Below are 17,905 nucleotides of genomic sequence, written 5' to 3'. Positions count from 1 at the left end.
TCGCGGAACAGTGGATTCGGCGGGCCGGGTGGACTCCTCTTCCGCCGCTACCTCGGCGGTTCCGGACGGCTCCGCCGAATCGTCCACATCCGCGGACGGTTCCGCCGCACCGGTGGTTTTTCCGGATTCCGAGTTCTTTTCGGTGTTCACGGCTTTCCCGGATCCTCCACCGTTCTCGGCTTCTCCGGAACCCTCGGCCTTCTCGGTGGCACCGGTCCGCGATGTGCTGTCCTCGGGTCGCGCCTCGGCGGCGGGTTCGTCACCGGCCTCCGACTCCCCCGCGACGGTGTCCTCGTCCTCGTTCTCGGCATCGTCGGTGGTACCGGCTTCGGCCGGTTCCCCGGTGCCCGCGGCACGCAACGCGCCCAGCTGCCACGGCCAGGGGCGCGGTCCCGCGCCGGGAGCCAGCTGTCCGGGAGTCTCGCGCCCCTTGGTGGCGAACAGGAAATACGCGACGGCCGCGAGGAATACCAGCGCGGAGGTGAACGAATTGATCCGGATACCCGCGATCTGGGTGGCCTCGTCGTCACGCATCAGTTCGACGAAGAACCGGCCGAAGCAGTAGCCGGCCACGTACAGCGCGAACAAGCGGCCGTGGCCGATCCGGAACCACCGATCGGCGAGCACGAGGGCCACCACCACCAGGAGGTTCCACAGCAGTTCGTAGAGGAAGGTGGGGTGCACGATGGAATACACCTCGCCCGAGGAAACACCGTTCATCATGTCGAGCCGGCCCGCGTCGTCGAAACGCAGATAGATCTCCAGCCCCCACGGCAGATCGGTTTCCCGGCCATAGAGTTCCTGATTGAAATAGTTGCCGAGCCGGCCGATGGCCTGGGCCAGCAGGATCGGCGGGGCGACGGCGTCACCGAGCGCGGGCAGCGGAACCTTGTAGATCCGGCAGGCGATCCACGCGCCGACGGCACCGAAGAACACCGCGCCCCAGATGCCGAGGCCGCCCTGGTAGATCTTCAGCACGTCCATCGGGTCGCCGTCGGCCCCGAAGTACTTCTGCCAGTCGGTGGCCACGTGATAGAGCCGGCCGCCGATGAGCCCGAACGGTACGGCGAACACCGCGACGTCCAGTACCGTCCCGGCCTCCCCGCCACGGGCACGCCAGCGTTTCTCGCCCCACCAGATGGCGACGATGATGCCGAGGATTATGCAGACCGCGTAGGCCCGCAGCGGGAACGGCCCGATCTCCCAGACACCCTGTGGCGGGCTGGGCAGAAAGGCCAGCAGATCGACGGCGTGCACGGCTGCGCCGGCGGTTCCGGCGGCGGTTTCCGATACGGCTTGAACGGTCACGGGGGCAACCGTAGCCGAGACCACCCCTGCCGCACGATCGGCCTCCGGTCCGCGTGTGTCACGGACCCGGCGCGCGGGTCAGGAAGCGACGGTGGCCGCGCGGACGCCGTCGGCCAGTTCGCGGGTGAGAGCGCGGACCGCTTCCAGGCCTTCGGCCGCGGCCGAGACCAGTGCCGAACCGACGATCACCCCGTCGGCGTAGCCGGCGATCTCGGCTGCCTGCTTCCCCGACCGCACCCCCAGGCCGACACCGATGGGAATATCGCTGTGCGCGCGGATGCGGCCGCACAGCGCGGGAGCCATCGACGAGACCGCGTCCCGGGCACCGGTGACACCCATGGTCGACGCGGCGTAGACGAAGCCCGAACTGGCCTCCAAGGTCGCGGCCAGCCGCTCCTCGGTCGAGGACGGAGCCACCAGGAAGATGCGGTCCAGGGCATGGGCGGCGGAGGCGGCGAACCACTCCCCGGCTTCCTCCGGAATGAGATTCGGGGTGATCAGGCCCGCGCCACCGACCGCGGCCAGATCGCGAGCGAACCTGTCCACGCCGTATTTGAGCACCGGATTCCAGTAGGTCATCACCACCGCCTGAGCACCCGCGCTCGTCACGGCCTCGACCACGGAGAAGACGTCGCGTACCCGGACCCCACCGCGCAGTGCCTGCTCCGCGGCGGCCTGAATGGTCGGCCCGTCCATCACCGGATCGGAGTAGGCGACCCCGACTTCGACGATATCGCAGCCGGATTCGACCATTGCCCGTACGACCTGACGCGAACCCTCCAGATCCGGGTAACCGGCCGGTAGGTAGCCGATGAGCGCGGCACGGCCTTCGGCACGGCAGGTGGCGAAAGTGGCGCCGAGACGCGATTCGGAACTCACTGACCGTTCTCCTTGCCGGTATCCGGATCGTCGAAGAGCCCGAACCAGCGGGCGGCGGTGTCCATATCCTTGTCGCCCCGGCCCGACAGGTTCACCAGGATGATCGCACCCGCACCGAGTTCGCGACCGAGCTCCAGCGACCCGGCGACCGCGTGCGCGGACTCGATGGCCGGAATGATGCCCTCGGTCCGGCTCAGCAGCAGCAGGGCGTCCATCGCCGCGGCATCGGTGACCGGCCGGTACTCGGCCCGGCCGATATCCCGGAGCAGAGCGTGCTCGGGGCCCACACCGGGATAGTCCAGGCCCGCGGAGATGGAATGCGATTCGATGGTCTGGCCGTCCTCGTCCTGCAGCAGGTACGAGTAGGCGCCCTGGAAGGCTCCCGGCGAACCACCCGCGAAGGTGGCCGCGTGGCGGCCGGTGTCCACTCCGTCACCGGCGGCCTCGTAACCGACCAGGCGCACGCCGGGATCATCGATGAAGGCGTGGAAGATACCGATCGCGTTCGAACCGCCGCCCACACAGGCGGTGACCGCATCGGGCAGGCGCCCGGTCAGGGCCCGCACCTGTGCCCGGGCCTCCAACCCGATGACCCGCTGGAAATCGCGCACCATCATGGGGAACGGATGCGGTCCGGCGGCGGTGCCGAAGCAGTAGTAGGTGTCCTCGGCGTTGGTCACCCAGTCGCGCAGCGCCTCGTTGATCGCGTCCTTGAGGGTTCGCGAACCGAGGTTCACCGACACGACCTCGGCCCCGAGCAAACGCATCCGGGCCACGTTCAGCGCCTGGCGGGCGGTATCGACCGCACCCATGTAGATGATGCAGTCCAGACCCAGCAGGGCGCAGGCGGTGGCGGTGGCCACCCCGTGCTGGCCGGCACCCGTTTCGGCGATGACGCGGGTCTTGCCCATCCGTTTGGCGAGCAGCGCCTGACCCAGCACGTTGTTGATCTTGTGTGAACCGGTGTGGTTCAGATCCTCCCGCTTGAGCAGGATGCGCGCACCGCCCGCGTGCTCGGCCAGGCCGGTGCATTCGAAGACCGGCGAAGGACGACCGGTGTAGTCACGTTGCAGGCGATCGAGCTCGGCCAGGAAATCGGGATCCAGGCGGATCTTCTCGTATTCGGCGGTGACCTCCTCGATCACGGCCATCAGCGCCTCGGGCACATGGCGGCCGCCGTAGACACCGAAATGCCCGCCCTCATCGGGTTCGTGCGCGCTGCGGTGGGCCACCCCCGCACTGGCGGGGGGCAGCGGTGCGCTCGTGGACGAGCGATCGGCGGTGGTCATCAGCGCCCCCGCCGGGCCGGTTTCGGGCAGGAGGGGTGGGTGCCCGCGGTGACCAGCTCGGAGACCGCGGCACGCGGGTCACCACTGGTGACCAGGCCCTCGCCCACCAGCACCGCGTCCGCACCGGCGCCGGCGTAGGCCAGCAGATCGGCGGTACCGCGGACCCCGGATTCGGCGATCCGGATCACTTCCGTGGGTAGGCCGGGGGCGATCCGGGCGAAGCAGTCCCGGTCGACCTCCAGCGTTTTGAGATTGCGGGCGTTCACCCCGATCACGGTGGCACCCGCGGTGAGCGCGCGGTCGGCCTCCTCCTCGGTGTGCACCTCCACCAATGCGGTCATCCCGAGGGACTCCGTGCGATCGATGAGCGATGCGAGGGTGTCCTGTTCCAGTGCGGCGACGATCAACAGGATCACATCGGCGCCGTGCGCCCGGGCCTCGTGGATCTGGTACGGGCCGACCACGAAGTCTTTACGCAGCACGGGGATATCGACCGAGGCGCGCACCGCGTCGAGATCGTCCAGCGAGCCGTGGAACCGCCGGCCCTCGGTGAGCACGCTGATGACCCGCGCGCCACCGTCTTCGTAGGCCTTGGCGAGGCTCGCCGGGTCGATGATCTCGGCAAGTGCCCCCTTGGATGGGCTGGCCCGCTTGACCTCGGCGATAACGCCGATACCGTCTTCGAGCAGTGCGGCCTTCGCATCGAGCGGCGGCGGCGCGGCGGCGGCCGCTGCCTTCACCGCGGGAAAGTCCAGCACCGCTTCCCGAGCGGCTACATCCGAGCGGACCCCGTCGAGAATCGAGTCGAGTACCGTCATCTGGCTCGAATCCTTTCTGGGGAGACGCGAGTTTCTGCCTGCAGGATTCCCCCAGGCGCTGTCTCACCGATGCTGAACAAGAGTAAAGGGCAGTGGGCGCGATGGTGACGCCGGGGGCTGCTCATCCCGCCCCGGCGGACCTGCTAAGGGGTATCGCCGGTACCCGGGGCGCCGGACCGCCCGGTCGTCCCCGGTTCGTCTTCGTCCGCGGGACGCCCCGCGGTCGTGTTTCCGGGCAGCGCTCCGGGCGTGTCGCCGGTGTCCGTCGGGGGCTCGGCGGCGGTCGGGTCGGCACCGGCGTCCAGCGCGTCCCACAGCACCCGCTCCGGCAGCGGCCCCCCGGTGGGCTCCCGCACCGCCTGGGTGGCGGCGGCCTTACGGGTCGCCGGGTTGTCGTACTTCCCGGACAGCTGCCGGGCTTCCGCGGGCATTCGGGCCAGCAGCAGCCCCGCACCGAATGCCGCCAGCGCCCCGGCCAGGGTGAGCGCTGCGGGGCCGTTCGCCGTCACCAACTCCGTCACCTGGGCGCGGCCGGGAAGCTCGGCGAGATCCGCCGCCCGCTGCTCGGTCGCCCCCGAACCGGTGAGCAGCGCCAGCGCCGGCACCGCGCTCACCGCGGCGATCAGGGCGACCAGCACTCCTACCAGCCGGCGTACCCAGCCCCGCGTGGCCAGTACCGCGGCGACGGCGGCCAGCAACACCAACGCCAGCGGTGTCAGCGCGCCGAACCAGACCCCGCCGTTCAGTGCGTCGGTACGGGGTTCGGTGAGACCGTCGGCAGAGATGACCGTGACCCAGGTGAGCCGGGAGGAACCCCACAGCGCGGCCGCGCCCACCGCGAGCAGTACCAGAGCGGTCACCGGATAGCGACCACGCGCGGCCGGCTCGGGGGCGGGGGGGATGTCCTCGTCGCCCCAGTCGCGGGGGGTGGGCCGGGCGGGAGCCGGCTCGTCTCTGTCGCCTGGGGTCACGAACCACCTCCGGCGCCGGCGGCCGCGGCTTCCAGCTCCGCCTCGCCTATCCCGTCGTCGGGGCCGGGATCCCCGGCCTCGAAGGCCCGGACGGTCCGGGCCGCGGCGATCGCGCGCAATACCGCCATCGCCTTGTTGCGGGATTCGGTGTCCTCGTATTCGGCCTCGGAATCGGCGACCACGCCCGCGCCCGCCTGCACATAGGCGATCCCGTCCTTGAGCAGGGCGGTGCGAATGGCGATCGCGGTATCGGCGTCACCCGCGAAATCGAGGTAGCCGACCACGCCGCCGTACACACCGCGCCGGGTGGGTTCGAGTTCCTCGATCAACTGCATGGCCCGGACCTTGGGCGCGCCGGAAAGGGTGCCCGCCGGGAAACAGGCGCGTACCGCGTCCAGCGCGACCTTGCCGGGAGCCAGCCGGCCGGTCACCGTGGAGACCAGGTGCATGACGTGGCTGTATCGCTCGACATGCCGGTATTCGGTGACGCGCACCGTACCCGGAATACAGACCCGGCCCAGATCATTACGGCCGAGATCGACCAGCATGAGGTGTTCGGCGTTCTCCTTCTCGTCGGCCAGCAGGCCCTTCTCGAGCAGGAGATCGTCCTCTTCGGTGGCGCCACGCCAGCGGGTGCCCGCGATCGGATGGGTGGTCGCCACCCCCTCCTTGACCGCCACCAGCGCTTCCGGGCTGGATCCGACGATGGAGAACGCGGTGTTGCCCTCGCCGTCGGGGATGTGCAGCAGGAACATGTACGGGCTGGGGTTGGCCGCGCGCAGCATGCGGTAGAGGTCGATGGGGGCGCCACCGAAATCCATTTCGAAGCGCTGCGACAGAACCACCTGGAATGCCTCACCGGCCTCGATCTCCGAGACCAGGCGGCGTACCCCGGCGCCGAACTCGCCGGGGGTGCGCGCGCGCCGGAACTCGGGTTCGGGCTGATCGAAAACGGAAACGGTGGACTGCGCGGGCGCGGCCAGCGCGGCGGTCATCCGGTCGAGCCGGGCGACCGCGTCGTCGTAGGCCTCGTCGACATTGTCCGCGGTACCGTTCCAGTTCACGGCATTCGCGATCAGGGTTATCGCGCCCTCGTGATGATCGAACGCGGCCAGATCGGTGGCCAGCAGGAGCACCATTTCCGGGAGCCGCAGATCGTCGACGGCGTATTCGGGTAGCCGCTCCATCCGCCGCACCGCGTCGTAGCCGAGGTAACCGACCATACCGCCGGTGAGCGGAGGCAATCCCGGCAACCGTTCGGTACGCAGGAGTTCGAGGGTTTCCCGCAGCGCGTCCAGCGGGTCGCCCCCGGTGGGAGCGCCGGCGGGGGTGGTACCCAGCCAGGTGGCGACGCCGTCGACCGCGGAGAGCGCCGACGGGCTACCCGCACCGATGAACGACCAGCGCGACCAGGACCGCCCGTTCTCGGCGGATTCGAACAAGAAGGTCCCCGCGCGGTCGCCGCCCAGTTTGCGGTAGGCCGACAGGGGGGTCTCCGAATCGGCCAGAACCTTCCGGGTCACCGGGACCACCCGGTGTTCGGCGGCGAGTTCGCGGAATCGGTCGCGGGTGGTAGTCGCGGGAGTGTTCGCGCCGTGCATTCGCACCATCATTCCAGTTCCGCCCCGCGACCGTGCGACATACCCCGCCGACGCGCCCACCCCGGTACTGTCCGTCTATGCAGATCGGCCACCTCGCCCCGGCTTTCGAACTACCCGATCAGAACGGCGCTCTTCGTTCCCTGGACTCCCTGCTGGCCGGCGGCCCGCTCGTCCTGTTCTTCTACCCGGCCGCGAATACGCCGGTGTGTACCGCCGAGGCCTGTCATTTCCGCGACCTCACCGCCGAGTTCGCCGCGCTGGGCGCGAGCTGCGCCGGGATCAGCGCCGATGCCGTGGATGTGCAGGCGGGGTTCGCGGGCGCGCAGCGGCTGGAATACCCGCTGCTCTCCGATTCCGACGGCGCGGTGGCCGAACGGTACGGGGTCAAGCGCGGCCTGCTGGGCAAACTGATGCCGGTGAAACGGCATACCTTCGTAATCGGTACCGACCGCCGGATACTCACCGTGATCAGCAGCGAACTGCGCGCGAATGTCCACGCCGATCGGGCCCTGGAGTTCCTCCGCGAGCGAAGCGGGGCGTGACCGCGCCGCCGCCGCGGCGGCGCTGTGAATGACCTCACCATCATTTCGGAGATGCCACATGATCGAGCGAAGTCGTGGCAAACTCTCTGTAGCCGGGTGACCACTGCCGCGATCGTCACCGGGCCGGAGAGAAGGCGGACTAGTGACGGAGTGGCTGAACCCGGTCGAGGGGCGCGCTTGGCGCGCGGTGGTCGCACTACTGAACCGACTGCCCGGCGCCCTCGACACCGACCTGCAGCGGGAATCCGGTGTGACCCATTTCGAGTACTGGGTGCTCACCCTCCTCTCGGAGGCACCGGATCGCCGGCTGCAGATGAGCGAGCTGGCGCTACGAGCTAATTCATCGCTATCCCGGCTCTCGCATGTGGTGTCGAAGCTCGAGCGAATGGGCTGGGCGGCCCGCATGGCGACGACCGGGCGGCGCGGTGTTCTCGCCCTGCTCACCGAGGAAGGTCACCGGAAGGTCGTGGAGGCCGCGCCCGGCTACCTGGATGTGGTACGGCGCCTGGTGTTCGACGGTCTGGACGCCGAGCAGACGGTGGCCCTGGCCGATCTGGGCGAAACGCTCACCGTCCATCTCGCCACGGCGCTGGGGCACACCACGCAGCCGGGCCCGGAGCCCTGACGACGGTCTAGGCTCCCTCCGCCCGCCCGCCGGTCGCGAGCAGGACATCGGTATCGAAACAGGTGTGCGTGCCCGTATGGCAGGCCGCACCCTCCTGATCGACCACCAGCAGCACCGTGTCACCATCACAATCGAGCCGCACCTCGTGCACGTACTGGGTATGCCCGGAGGTCTTCCCCTTCACCCAGTACTGCTGCCGGGAACGCGAATAGTAGGTCGCCCGGCGGGTGGCCAGGGTCCGGGCCAGCGCTTCGTCGTCCATCCAGGCCATCATCAGTACCGCGCCGGTGGCGCGTTCCTGCGCGACAGCGGCCACCAACCCGGCCTCGTTGCGTTTGAGCCGGACCGCGATCGCGGGATCGAGGCTCATCAGCGCACCACCAGATCCGCCGCGCGCAGCGAATCCTTGACCTGACCGATGGTCAGCTCACCGAAATGGAATACGCTGGCGGCCAGTACGGCATCCGCGCCCGCCTGTACCGCCGGGGCGAAATCGCCGACCGCGCCGGCACCACCCGAGGCGATCACCGGAATCGAGACGGCGGCCCGCACGGCGCGAATCATCGGCAGATCGAAACCGGCCTTGGTACCGTCGGCGTCCATCGAATTGAGCAGGATCTCCCCCACTCCGAGTTCCGCGCCCCGCACCGCCCATTCCACGGCATCGATACCGGTTCCGCGCCGCCCACCGTGGGTGGTGACCTCCCAGCCCGACGGCGTAGCGGGTTCTCCCTCCGGAACGGTGCGGGCGTCCACCGACAGCACGATGCACTGCGAACCGAAACGCTGTGACATCTCGCGCAGTACCTCCGGGCGGGCGATGGCGGCGGTGTTCACCGAAACCTTGTCCGCGCCGGCGCGTAACAGCCGGTCCACATCCGCCACGGTGCGGACCCCACCGCCGACCGTGAGCGGAATGAAGATCTGCTCGGCGGTGCGGGTCACCACCTCGAGCATGGTGCCGCGGTCGCCGCTGGAGGCGGTGACGTCGAGGAAGGTGAGTTCGTCGGCGCCCTGGGCGTCGTAGGCGGCGGCGAGCTGTACCGGATCACCGGCGTCGCGCAGGTTCTGGAACTTCACTCCCTTGACCACGCGCCCGGCATCGACGTCCAGGCAGGGAATGACCCGAGTGGCCAGCGTCATACGCTCTCCTCCCCGCCACGAGCCGCGGCGGTGTCCACACCACCGGAGGCGGCACCGTACGCGCCGCCCCGGGTGGCGGCGATCATATCGAGCAGTTCGGCGTGCACGCCGGGGGCGGCGGCGAGCACGGACCCGGATTCGATGCTCCACGCGGCGCCCTCGAGATCGGTGACCACCCCGCCCGCGCACCGCACCATGAGCGCCCCGGCGGCGTTGTCCCACGGGTGGTGCCCGAAGACGATGGCGCCGCCCAGCAGGCCCGCCGCGGTGAAGGCCAGGTCGATTCCGGTGGAGCCGTGCATACGCACCCGGGAGGACAGCGCGCTGAGCGCGCCCAGTACCCGGTGCCGGAACAATCCGGGTACCCGGCCGGTGGACTCGATGTTGAACGCACCGAAACCGATCATCGCCTCGTCGAGCGTCCCGGGCGCCAGCGGCGGCAGCGGGGCCCCGTGCAGCAGCAGCGGCCCACCGGCCACGGCGGCGTAGCGGAGCCCCAGGGGCGGGAACCAGGACAGGCCGAGCACGGGTTCGCCGTCGCGGATCAGCGCGAGCAGGGTGCCGGTGAGCGGGTGGCCGGTCGAATAGTTGAACGTGCCATCGATGGGATCCAGTACCCAGGCGGTACCACCGGTCAGCGCGGGCCCGCCGAATTCCTCCCCGTGCACCTCGATACCGGTCCGCGCCACCAGCTGTTCCGAAATGGTCCGCTCGAGCTCCAGATCGAGTTCGGTGGCGAAATCACGGGCGCCCTTCGCCACCGCACTGGGCGCGCCGCGCCCTTCGAGAAATCGCGGCCCCACCCCGTCGAGCACCTCGGCGGCAGTGGCCAGCAAGGTGGTCAGTTCGGTTTCTGCCCTGGTCATCGCGTCAGCCCCGGTTCATCGCGGTCACCGGACGGCGGCCAGCGCCTCGGGCAGGGTGAACCGGCCCGCATAGAGGGCCTTGCCCACGATCGCGCCTTCCACTCCGTCGGGTACCAACTCGGCGATGGCGGTCAGATCTTCCAGGGCCGAGACCCCGCCGGAGGCGATCACCGGGGCCTCGGTCGCCATGCAGACCTCGCGCAGCAGATCCAGGTTGGGGCCGGTGAGGGTGCCGTCCTTGGTGACATCGGTGACGACGTAGCGGGAGCAACCGTCGCGTTCCAGCCGTTCCAAGACCTCCCACAGGTCACCGCCGTCGCTGACCCAGCCCCGGCCGCGTAGCCGGTACTCACCGTCGACGATCTGGACGTCCAGGCCGACCGCGACACGGTCGCCGTATTCGCCGATGGCCCGTGCGCACCACTGCGGATCCTCCAGCGCGGCGGTCCCCAGGTTGACGCGGGCGCAACCGGTGGCCAGCGCCGCCTTCAGCGATTCGTCGTTCCGGATCCCGCCGGACAGCTCCACGGCCACATCGAGCTCGCCCACCACCTCGGCGAGCAGTTCACGGTTGGATCCCCGGCCAAAGGCCGCATCCAGATCCACCAGATGCACCCATTCGGCGCCGGACTCCTGCCACGCGAGGGCCGCGTCGCGGGGCGAACCGTAACTGGTTTCGCTGCCCGCCGCGCCCTGCACCAGGCGGACGGCCTCTCCATTGGCGACATCGACAGCGGGCAACAGCACAAGACTCACCCGGAACAGCCTAGTAGGTACAGCCGGGCGAGCCCCAGTCGCAGTCCGCACACGAGCGCGGCGCGGCACGGGTGCTCGTGGTAGCCCGGTGTTCGCCCGCATCGGATACGGGGGCCGGGCGCGCTCCCCACCGGCCGCGCCCGACGCGCGGGGCGCGGCCAAGGTGATATCACCCACTGGTGCGGTCGGGGTGCCAGCTACACTCGTCGGCGAACGCGTGAAGGTCACGGACGCGTTACGCGTGAATGGTCAAGGACGCGGCATGTCACGATTTCGAGAAGGTTCGGAGTAGGCGCCATCGATACCGGTCAGTTGATCGCGGACCACTACCGCCTGGTCGAGCAGATTGGTAGCGGCGGCACAGGCGTGGTCTGGCGTGCCGTCGACGAACGTCTGCAGCGGTCGGTGGCGATCAAGCAGATCCACATCAAACCCAGCCTGCCGCCCGCCGAGCGCGATGTGCTCCGGCAGCGCGCGACCCGGGAGGCCCGCAACGCGGCCCGCTTCCAGCATCCCAATGCCATTGTGGTTTTCGATATCACCGAACACGGGGGCGATCCGTGCCTGGTGATGGAGTACATGAAATCCCGCAGCCTGGCACAGGTGCTGTCGGCGCAGGGCCCGCTGCCACTACCGCAGGTCGCGCGGATCGGCGAACAGGTGGCCTCGGCACTCATCGCGGCGCATCAGGCCGGGATCGTGCACCGGGACGTGAAGCCGGGCAATGTATTGCTCGACGATCACGGCACGGTGAAGATCACCGATTTCGGTATCTCCCGGGCCACCGGTGATGTCACCCTCACCGAAACCGGCCTGATCTGCGGTACCGCGGCGTATCTGGCACCGGAGGTCGCCCGCGGCGCCGACCCCACACCGGCCGCGGATGTTTTCGCCTTGGGTGCCACGCTTTTCCACGCGCTGGAGGGCGAACCGCCGTTCGGCTCCGGGAATCCGCTCAAGGTGCTGTACGCGGCGGCCAACGGCCAGGTCAGCGAACCGCAGAACGCCGGGATCGCCACCGATTTCCTCTTGGATCTGCTGGACGCGGATCCGCGGGAACGCCCGAATATGCGCGAGGCCCGCGAGCAGCTCGCCCGGTTCGCGGGCTACGAGGGCGCCACGTCCGAACACGCGGGTTTCGTGCCCGCGCGCGAGGCGTTCGACCGCAACGGGCATACGGGTGGCGCCGCGGCGAGCACCCTGGAATCGCCCGCGCCCGGATGGTCGCGCGACGCCACCGAACCCGTGGCGCCCCGGCGCCGGCCGGACACCCAGCGCTCCGACACCCCGGACACCCGGGCGCCGCGCCGCCCCGCCGGACCGCCCACCACCACCCAACCCGTGACGGAAGGCGCGCGCTCGGGTGGTGTACGCCGCGCGGTACTCATCGGCGGGATCGCGGGCGCCGCGGTGGTCGGCGGGGTGCTCTTCTTCAACTCCTCCGATTCCGACGACGGCAATTCCGCCCGCGCCGATACCTCGGCGACCTCCAGCGCGCCGCTGTCCCCCGGCACCACCGCCGCGGACGCTCCGGCACTGGGTTCCACGCCCAGCAACGGTCAGGTGGAGTGGTCGCAGGCCGGGCAGTTGATCGAGCAGTTCTACCTCGACCCCACGGGTTCCTGGTCGCTGCTCACCCCGGCCGCGCAGCAGGTCTACAGCAGTCAGCAGGAGTTCCAGCAGTACTGGTCGACCCGGACGGTGCAGAACTTCAGCCGGATCGAGGCGTACAAGGGCAACAATCCGGACGGTTCGGTGGATATGCGGGTGAACAACCTCAGTTACGGAGGGCAGACCCGTAATCCGACGCTGCGGATCGTGAATTCCGGGGGCACCCTGCTGATCGACAGCGATACCCGCTGACCCGTATCGACGCCCCGGCACACCGTCACGTGCCGGGTTATGGTGTGCGGCATGGATATCCGGGGGATGCTGGCCGCGGAGCGCGCCGAGCTGACCGCTCTGCTGCGGGAACTGTCCGAGGCGGAATGGGATACGCCCACACTGTGTACCGGCTGGCGGGTACGTGAACTGGTGGCGCATCTGCGCTACGACAGTATCCCGCTGACCGAATACGCCGGGATCGCGATACGTAACCGCTTCTCGATCGACGGCGTCAACAACGCCATGGCGGCCGTGGGGTCGCGCACGGCCCCGGCGCGACTGCTGGCCGAGTTCGAGGCCGCCCCGCTCTCGGTATCCCGCTTGTGGCCGCGCCTCGGCCTGGCGGACCTGCTGGTCCATCAGCAGGACATCCGCCGTCCACTGGGCCGGCCCCGGAAGATCCCGGCCGAGCGGTTGCGGGCCGTGCTCGACCGACCCGATCCCTTCGCGCGCCCCTGGCGGCACACCAGAGGATTACGATTCGTCGCGACAGATCTCGACTGGGTCAAGGGCTCCGGACCCGAGGTGCGGGGCCGGGGCGAAGCGCTAGCGTTGGCCCTGGTGGGCCGTCCGGTCGTCCTCGGCGAACTCGAGGGCGCGGGGGTCCCGGAACTGCGTCGCCGCTGTAGCTGAACATCCGAGTTCGCTCCACCGATGGGAGAGCGCAGATGATCGAATCAGGACTCGCGGGGATGGCCGCGATGGTCGGCGAATGGGAGACGACCACCACCTTGTTCCCCGAGGTGACCGGACGCACCACGATCGAATGGCTGGGCGACGAGGCTTTCCTGCTGGTCCGGTACACGGCACCCGACCCGTCGACCAGCCGGATATGGGTGGTCGGCGCCGACGAAGCCGCGCCCGGCCGGCTGGTGATCCTGCAGCACGACCAGAACGGCGGCCACCGGATCTATCACGGTTCCTTCGAGGGGCCGCTGTGGCGGGTCTGGCGCGACGCTCCCGGCGCCTCCCAGCGGTTCACCGGCAGCCTGGACGAGACCGGAAACACACTCCACGCCACCTGGGAGCGTTCGGACTCCGAATTGGACCCGCGCACCTGGGAACACGAGCTGGATCTCGTCCATACCCGCATCTCCTGACCCGGACCGCCCGGAAAACCCGTGGTATCGGCCCGATAGGCTGGTACAGCACCCAGTGCTGTAACCATCCAGCCGCCAGACAAGGACCGATACCACCATGACATCCCGTATCGAGCTCGCCCGCGTCGATCTGCGCGGTCGCACTCCCACCGCCGCGCAACTGCGCACCGCGCTACCGCGCGGCGGGGTCGATGTGGACTCGGTACTGCATCAGGTGCGCCCCATAGTGGAGGCGGTTCGCGATCGCGGAACCGGCGCGGCCCTGGAATTCGGCGCGAAATTCGACGGTGTCACCCCGGAGACCGTGCGGGTTCCGGCCGCGGAACTCGCCGCCGCCCTCGACCGGCTCGATCCGCCGGTGCGCACGGCACTCGAGGTCGCCATCGAACGCACCCGCGCGGTGCACGCCGACCAGCGACGCAGCGATACCACCACGGAAGTGGTGGCGGGCGGCACCGTCACCGAGCGCTGGGTTCCGGTGGAGCGGGTCGGGCTGTACGTGCCCGGCGGTAACGCGGTCTACCCGTCGAGCGTGGTGATGAACGTGGTTCCGGCGCAGACGGCCGGGGTGGGTTCGCTGGTGGTGGCCTCACCGCCGCAGGAACAGTTCGGCGGTCTCCCGCACCCGACCATCCTGGCCGCGGCCCGGTTGCTGGGGGTCGAGGAGGTCTGGGCGGTCGGCGGTGCGCAGGCGGTGGCACTGCTGTCCTACGGAGGTGCCGATACCGACGGCGCCGATCTCGTACCGGTCGATCTGATCACCGGCCCCGGCAATATCTACGTCACCGCCGCCAAACGGCTCTGCCGCGGGCTGGTCGGTATCGACGCCGAAGCCGGCCCCACCGAGATCGCGATCCTGGCCGATGCCACCGCCGATCCGGTCCATGTGGCCGCCGATCTCATCAGCCAGGCCGAGCACGATGTCCTCGCCGCCAGTGTGCTGGTCACCGACAGCCCCGCCCTCGCCGACGCCGTGGATGCCGCCCTGGCCGCCCAGCTGACAGTGGTGAAACACCGGGAACGGGTGACGGCGGCGTTGACCGGGGCCCAGTCCGGCACGGTGCTCGTCGACGATATCGAGCAGGGGCTGCGGGTGGTGAACGCCTACGCGGCCGAGCACCTGGAGATCCAGACCACCGACGCCGCGGCGGTCGCGGACCGGGTGCGCAGCGCGGGCGCGGTCTTCGTGGGCCCGTACGCCCCGGTGAGCCTCGGCGACTACTGCGCCGGCTCCAACCATGTGCTGCCGACCGCGGGCTGCGCGCGGCATTCGTCCGGGCTCAGTGTGCAGACGTTCCTGCGCGGAATCCACGTCGTGGAGTACACCGAGGCCGCGCTGAAGGATGTGGCCGGGCATGTGGTGGCGCTGGCCGACGCCGAGGATCTGCCCGCGCACGGGCAGGCGGTGCGGGCGCGTTTCGAGGCGCTGTCATGAGCGCGCGCACCCCCGACGCCACCGTGGCCCCGGCGCGGAGCGCCACCACGGCCGCGGTGCCCGGCGCCGGTATCGGGCTCGACGCGCTGCCGCTACGGGAGAACCTACGCGGTAAGTCGCCCTACGGCGCGCCGCAACTCAGCGTCCCGGTGCAGCTCAATACCAACGAGAACCCGCATCCGCCGACCCGGGCCCTGATCGATGATGTGGCCGAGGCCGTCCGTACCGCGGCCGCCGACCTGCACCGCTACCCGGACCGCGATGCCGTGGCCCTGCGCGCCGACCTGGCCGCCTACCTCACCCGGCAGACCGGTTTCCCGGTGGATCTCACCAACGTCTGGGCGGCCAACGGGTCCAACGAGATCCTGCAGCAACTGTTGCAGGCGTTCGGCGGTCCCGGGCGCCGCGCCCTGGGGTTCGTCCCCTCGTATTCGATGCACCCCATCATCTCCGAGGGCATCGATACCGAATGGGTGGCCGCGAAACGCGGTGCCGATTTCGCCATCGATATCGAGGCCGCGCTCGCCGCCATCGCCGAACGGCGGCCCGATGTGGTGTTCGTGACCAGCCCGAACAACCCGACCGGGCACAGTATCGACGCCGGCGATCTGGTGCGCGTCCTCGAGGCCGCCCCGGGGATCGTCATCGTCGACGAGGCCTACGGTGAATTCTCGTCCGCACCGAGCGCCATCGGTCTCATCGACCGCTACCCCGCGAAGCTCGTGGTCAGCCGGACGATGAGCAAGGCCTTCGCCTTCGCCGGCGGGCGCCTCGGCTATCTCGTCGCCGCACCCGCGGTGATCGAGGCGCTGCTGCTGGTGCGATTGCCGTACCACCTCTCGGTGGTCACCCAGGCCGCGGCCCGCGCGGCATTGCGGCACGCCGACGAAACTTTGGCGAGCGTGGCCGAACTGGCCGCGCAGCGCGACCGGGTGGCCGGGGAACTGACCGGCTACGGCTTCGAAGTGGTACCCAGTGACGCGAACTTCCTGCTGTTCGGGAAATTCCGCGACGCACCACGCGCCTGGCAGCACTACCTGGACGAGGGTGTGCTCATCCGCGATGTAGGCATCGGCGGGTATCTGCGCGCCACCATCGGGCTGGCCGCCGAGAACGACGAATTCCTGCGGGTCAGCGCGAAACTGGCCGCTACCGAACTCATCGCACACAGCTGATCACCGACCGGAAGTGAGTATGAACCGAACCGCGCGGGTGGAGCGCACCACCAAGGAATCCAGCATCGTGGTGGATCTGAACCTGGACGGCACCGGCCGCACCGATATCTCGACCGGTGTCCCGTTCTACGACCATATGCTCACCGCGCTCGGTGCCCACGCCAGCTTCGACCTGACCGTGCGCGCCGAGGGGGATATCGAGATCGAGGCACACCATACGGTCGAGGACACCGCCATCGTGTTCGGGCAGGCGCTCGGGCAGGCACTCGGTGACAAGAAGGGGATCCGCCGGTTCGGTGACGCCTACATTCCGATGGACGAAACCCTGGCGCATGCCGCCGTGGACGTCTCCGGCCGGCCGTACTGTGTGCACACCGGGGAACCCGACCATCTGCTGCACGCCGTGATCCCGGGTGCTCCCGTCCGCGGCCGCAACGATCCGGGGGCCCCGTATTCGACCGTGCTCAACCGGCACGTGTTCGAATCCATCGCCCTCAACGCCCGTATCGCGTTGCACGTCCGCGTGCTCTACGGCCGCGACCAGCACCATGTGACCGAAGCCGAGTACAAGGCCGTGGCCCGGGCGCTGCGGGCCGCCGTCGAACCCGACCCGAGGGTGCAGGGCGTGCCGTCGACGAAGGGCGCACTCTGATGCGGTCCCTCCGCCTTCGCTACGGGCTCCGCGGACCACAGGCACCAGCTACGGAAAAAGACCCCACCAGCAGGTCCCTCCGCCTTCGCTACGGGCTCCGCGGACCACAGGCATCAGCTACGGAAAAAGACCCCACCAGCAGGCCCCTCCGCCTTCGCTACGGGCTCCGCGGACCACAGGCATCAACTACGGAGAAGACACTATGAGTTCTGTGGTTCTACTGGACTACGGGTCCGGCAATCTGCATTCCGCCGAGCGTGCCCTGGTGCGGGCGGGCGCACAGGTCGAGGTGACCGCCGACCCCGCCGCCGCTCTCGCCGCCGACGGCCTGGTGGTCCCGGGGGTCGGTGCCTTCGCCGCCTGTATGGCCGGGCTGCGTGCGGTCCGTGGGGAACGGATCATCGGTCAGCGGCTGGCCGGAGGGCGGCCCGTCCTGGGGATCTGTGTCGGGATGCAGATCCTGTTCGAGCGCGGCGTGGAGTTCGGGGTGCAGACCTCCGGCTGCGCCGAATGGCCCGGCACCGTCGACTCGCTGGACGCACCGGTCCTGCCGCATATGGGCTGGAACACCGTCGAGGCGCCGGAGGACAGCGTGTTGTTCGCCGGAATGGACCCCGATACCCGCTTCTACTTCGTGCACACCTACGCCGCCCGTTCCTGGGACCTGCCCCCGAGCGATCACCTGGCCGCGCCCCGGCTCACCTGGTGCGAACACGGTGCCAGCCGGTTCCTGGCCGCGGTGGAGAACGGTGCGCTCTCGGCCACCCAGTTCCATCCGGAGAAGTCCGGTGACGCGGGAGCGCAACTACTGCGGAATTGGGTGCGATCGCTGTGAACCGATCGCCGCGGTAACGGGTACCG

Annotated in this window: 18 protein-coding genes and 1 pseudogene; 9 read left to right on the top strand and 10 right to left on the bottom strand. The window is 69.5% G+C overall.

Features of this window, described 5'->3' with window-relative positions; translation table 11 throughout:
• Positions 1 to 216: 216 nt before the first annotated feature.
• The 6 genes and pseudogenes from lgt to ACYR7D_RS15865 form a co-directional block, all read right to left on the bottom strand.
• Positions 217 to 1,257, bottom strand: a pseudogene (lgt, locus tag ACYR7D_RS15890) (prolipoprotein diacylglyceryl transferase); the annotation flags it as partial.
• Positions 1,258 to 1,386: 129 nt separating this feature from the next.
• Positions 1,387 to 2,187 (bottom strand): tryptophan synthase subunit alpha, encoded by an 801-nt coding sequence (gene trpA, locus ACYR7D_RS15885; protein ID WP_459545356.1) that lies wholly within the window; start codon positions 2,185 to 2,187, stop codon positions 1,387 to 1,389.
• Positions 2,184 to 3,476: a tryptophan synthase subunit beta gene (gene trpB, locus ACYR7D_RS15880; RefSeq protein WP_459545355.1), complete on the bottom strand. Its 1,293-nt coding sequence runs from the start codon at positions 3,474 to 3,476 to the stop codon at positions 2,184 to 2,186. The genes trpA and trpB overlap by 4 nt, the downstream gene beginning before the upstream one ends.
• On the bottom strand, positions 3,476 to 4,294 hold the full coding sequence (trpC, locus tag ACYR7D_RS15875) for an indole-3-glycerol phosphate synthase TrpC (protein ID WP_459545354.1): 819 nt from the start codon (positions 4,292 to 4,294) through the stop codon (positions 3,476 to 3,478). Before trpC ends, trpB begins: the two co-directional genes overlap by 1 nt.
• A 143-nt stretch (positions 4,295 to 4,437) precedes the next feature.
• The gene (locus ACYR7D_RS15870; RefSeq protein WP_459550180.1) at positions 4,438 to 5,196 is read right to left on the bottom strand and encodes a TIGR02234 family membrane protein; all 759 of its coding nucleotides are present in this window, start codon (positions 5,194 to 5,196) and stop codon (positions 4,438 to 4,440) included.
• A 65-nt stretch (positions 5,197 to 5,261) separates the two neighbouring features.
• Positions 5,262 to 6,878 (bottom strand): anthranilate synthase component I, encoded by a 1,617-nt coding sequence (locus ACYR7D_RS15865; RefSeq protein WP_459545353.1) that lies wholly within the window; start codon positions 6,876 to 6,878, stop codon positions 5,262 to 5,264.
• 65 nt (positions 6,879 to 6,943) lie between these two features.
• Between ACYR7D_RS15865 and ACYR7D_RS15860 the strand changes: the two genes are divergently transcribed.
• Both ACYR7D_RS15860 and ACYR7D_RS15855 read left to right on the top strand, forming a co-directional pair.
• Complete coding sequence (locus tag ACYR7D_RS15860; RefSeq protein ID WP_459545352.1) at positions 6,944 to 7,408, top strand: peroxiredoxin; 465 nt, start codon at positions 6,944 to 6,946, stop codon at positions 7,406 to 7,408.
• Positions 7,409 to 7,550: 142 nt separating this feature from the next.
• The gene (locus ACYR7D_RS15855; protein ID WP_459545351.1) at positions 7,551 to 8,033 is read left to right on the top strand and encodes a MarR family winged helix-turn-helix transcriptional regulator; all 483 of its coding nucleotides are present in this window, start codon (positions 7,551 to 7,553) and stop codon (positions 8,031 to 8,033) included.
• Positions 8,034 to 8,040: 7 nt separating this feature from the next.
• Here ACYR7D_RS15855 and hisI read toward each other — a convergent pair whose 3' ends face one another.
• From hisI to priA, 4 genes are read right to left on the bottom strand one after another with little or no spacing between them, the layout of a single operon-like run.
• Positions 8,041 to 8,403, bottom strand: coding sequence for a phosphoribosyl-AMP cyclohydrolase (hisI, locus tag ACYR7D_RS15850; RefSeq protein WP_459545350.1), 363 nt, complete (start codon positions 8,401 to 8,403; stop codon positions 8,041 to 8,043).
• Complete coding sequence (hisF, locus tag ACYR7D_RS15845) at positions 8,403 to 9,176, bottom strand: imidazole glycerol phosphate synthase subunit HisF (RefSeq protein WP_459545349.1); 774 nt, start codon at positions 9,174 to 9,176, stop codon at positions 8,403 to 8,405. Before hisF ends, hisI begins: the two co-directional genes overlap by 1 nt.
• Positions 9,173 to 10,042, bottom strand: coding sequence for an inositol monophosphatase family protein (locus ACYR7D_RS15840; RefSeq protein ID WP_459545348.1), 870 nt, complete (start codon positions 10,040 to 10,042; stop codon positions 9,173 to 9,175). Before ACYR7D_RS15840 ends, hisF begins: the two co-directional genes overlap by 4 nt.
• A 24-nt stretch (positions 10,043 to 10,066) precedes the next feature.
• Positions 10,067 to 10,798 (bottom strand): bifunctional 1-(5-phosphoribosyl)-5-((5-phosphoribosylamino)methylideneamino)imidazole-4-carboxamide isomerase/phosphoribosylanthranilate isomerase PriA, encoded by a 732-nt coding sequence (gene priA / locus ACYR7D_RS15835; RefSeq protein WP_459545347.1) that lies wholly within the window; start codon positions 10,796 to 10,798, stop codon positions 10,067 to 10,069.
• Positions 10,799 to 11,110: 312 nt separating this feature from the next.
• Here priA and ACYR7D_RS15830 point away from each other — a divergent pair, with 312 nt between their 5' ends.
• The 7 genes from ACYR7D_RS15830 to hisH all read left to right on the top strand — a co-directional run bounded on the left by ACYR7D_RS15830 (position 11,111) and on the right by hisH (position 17,879).
• Positions 11,111 to 12,661 carry a protein kinase domain-containing protein gene (locus tag ACYR7D_RS15830; protein WP_459545346.1) on the top strand — a complete coding sequence of 517 codons (1,551 nt, stop codon included), beginning with the start codon at positions 11,111 to 11,113 and terminating at the stop codon, positions 12,659 to 12,661.
• Positions 12,662 to 12,712: 51 nt separating this feature from the next.
• Complete coding sequence (locus tag ACYR7D_RS15825) at positions 12,713 to 13,315, top strand: maleylpyruvate isomerase family mycothiol-dependent enzyme (RefSeq protein ID WP_459545345.1); 603 nt, start codon at positions 12,713 to 12,715, stop codon at positions 13,313 to 13,315.
• Positions 13,316 to 13,350: 35 nt separating this feature from the next.
• Positions 13,351 to 13,782, top strand: a complete 432-nt coding sequence (locus ACYR7D_RS15820) for a hypothetical protein (protein ID WP_459545344.1) — start codon at positions 13,351 to 13,353, stop codon at positions 13,780 to 13,782.
• 97 nt (positions 13,783 to 13,879) lie between these two features.
• Positions 13,880 to 15,217, top strand: coding sequence for a histidinol dehydrogenase (gene hisD, locus ACYR7D_RS15815; protein ID WP_459545343.1), 1,338 nt, complete (start codon positions 13,880 to 13,882; stop codon positions 15,215 to 15,217).
• Positions 15,214 to 16,392 (top strand): histidinol-phosphate transaminase, encoded by a 1,179-nt coding sequence (locus tag ACYR7D_RS15810; protein ID WP_459545342.1) that lies wholly within the window; start codon positions 15,214 to 15,216, stop codon positions 16,390 to 16,392. Before hisD ends, ACYR7D_RS15810 begins: the two co-directional genes overlap by 4 nt.
• Before the next feature lie 19 nt (positions 16,393 to 16,411).
• The gene (hisB, locus tag ACYR7D_RS15805) at positions 16,412 to 17,044 is read left to right on the top strand and encodes an imidazoleglycerol-phosphate dehydratase HisB (protein WP_459545341.1); all 633 of its coding nucleotides are present in this window, start codon (positions 16,412 to 16,414) and stop codon (positions 17,042 to 17,044) included.
• Positions 17,045 to 17,246: 202 nt separating this feature from the next.
• Entirely contained in the window at positions 17,247 to 17,879 is a 633-nt protein-coding gene (gene hisH, locus ACYR7D_RS15800; RefSeq protein WP_459545340.1) for an imidazole glycerol phosphate synthase subunit HisH, read from the top strand.
• The last annotated feature ends 26 nt before the right edge of the window (positions 17,880 to 17,905 follow it).

The organism is Nocardia sp. X0981, from assembly GCF_977089955.1.
This window is presented reverse-complemented; position numbering and strand designations above follow the sequence as displayed.

What these genes read in the sequence shown, in the direction of transcription:
- trpB (WP_459545355.1), bottom strand. Translation starts at nt 3,476, where the DNA reads ATGACCACCGCCGATCGCTCGTCCACGAGCGCACCGCTGCCCCCCGCC.
- trpC (WP_459545354.1), bottom strand. Translation starts at nt 4,294, where the DNA reads ATGACGGTACTCGACTCGATTCTCGACGGGGTCCGCTCGGATGTAGCC.
- ACYR7D_RS15865 (WP_459545353.1), bottom strand. Translation starts at nt 6,878, where the DNA reads ATGATGGTGCGAATGCACGGCGCGAACACTCCCGCGACTACCACCCGC.
- ACYR7D_RS15860 (WP_459545352.1), top strand. Translation starts at nt 6,944, where the DNA reads ATGCAGATCGGCCACCTCGCCCCGGCTTTCGAACTACCCGATCAGAAC.
- hisI (WP_459545350.1), bottom strand. Translation starts at nt 8,403, where the DNA reads ATGAGCCTCGATCCCGCGATCGCGGTCCGGCTCAAACGCAACGAGGCC.
- hisF (WP_459545349.1), bottom strand. Translation starts at nt 9,176, where the DNA reads ATGACGCTGGCCACTCGGGTCATTCCCTGCCTGGACGTCGATGCCGGG.
- ACYR7D_RS15840 (WP_459545348.1), bottom strand. Translation starts at nt 10,042, where the DNA reads ATGACCAGGGCAGAAACCGAACTGACCACCTTGCTGGCCACTGCCGCC.
- ACYR7D_RS15825 (WP_459545345.1), top strand. Translation starts at nt 12,713, where the DNA reads ATGGATATCCGGGGGATGCTGGCCGCGGAGCGCGCCGAGCTGACCGCT.
- ACYR7D_RS15820 (WP_459545344.1), top strand. Translation starts at nt 13,351, where the DNA reads ATGATCGAATCAGGACTCGCGGGGATGGCCGCGATGGTCGGCGAATGG.
- hisD (WP_459545343.1), top strand. Translation starts at nt 13,880, where the DNA reads ATGACATCCCGTATCGAGCTCGCCCGCGTCGATCTGCGCGGTCGCACT.
- ACYR7D_RS15810 (WP_459545342.1), top strand. Translation starts at nt 15,214, where the DNA reads ATGAGCGCGCGCACCCCCGACGCCACCGTGGCCCCGGCGCGGAGCGCC.
- hisB (WP_459545341.1), top strand. Translation starts at nt 16,412, where the DNA reads ATGAACCGAACCGCGCGGGTGGAGCGCACCACCAAGGAATCCAGCATC.
- hisH (WP_459545340.1), top strand. Translation starts at nt 17,247, where the DNA reads ATGAGTTCTGTGGTTCTACTGGACTACGGGTCCGGCAATCTGCATTCC.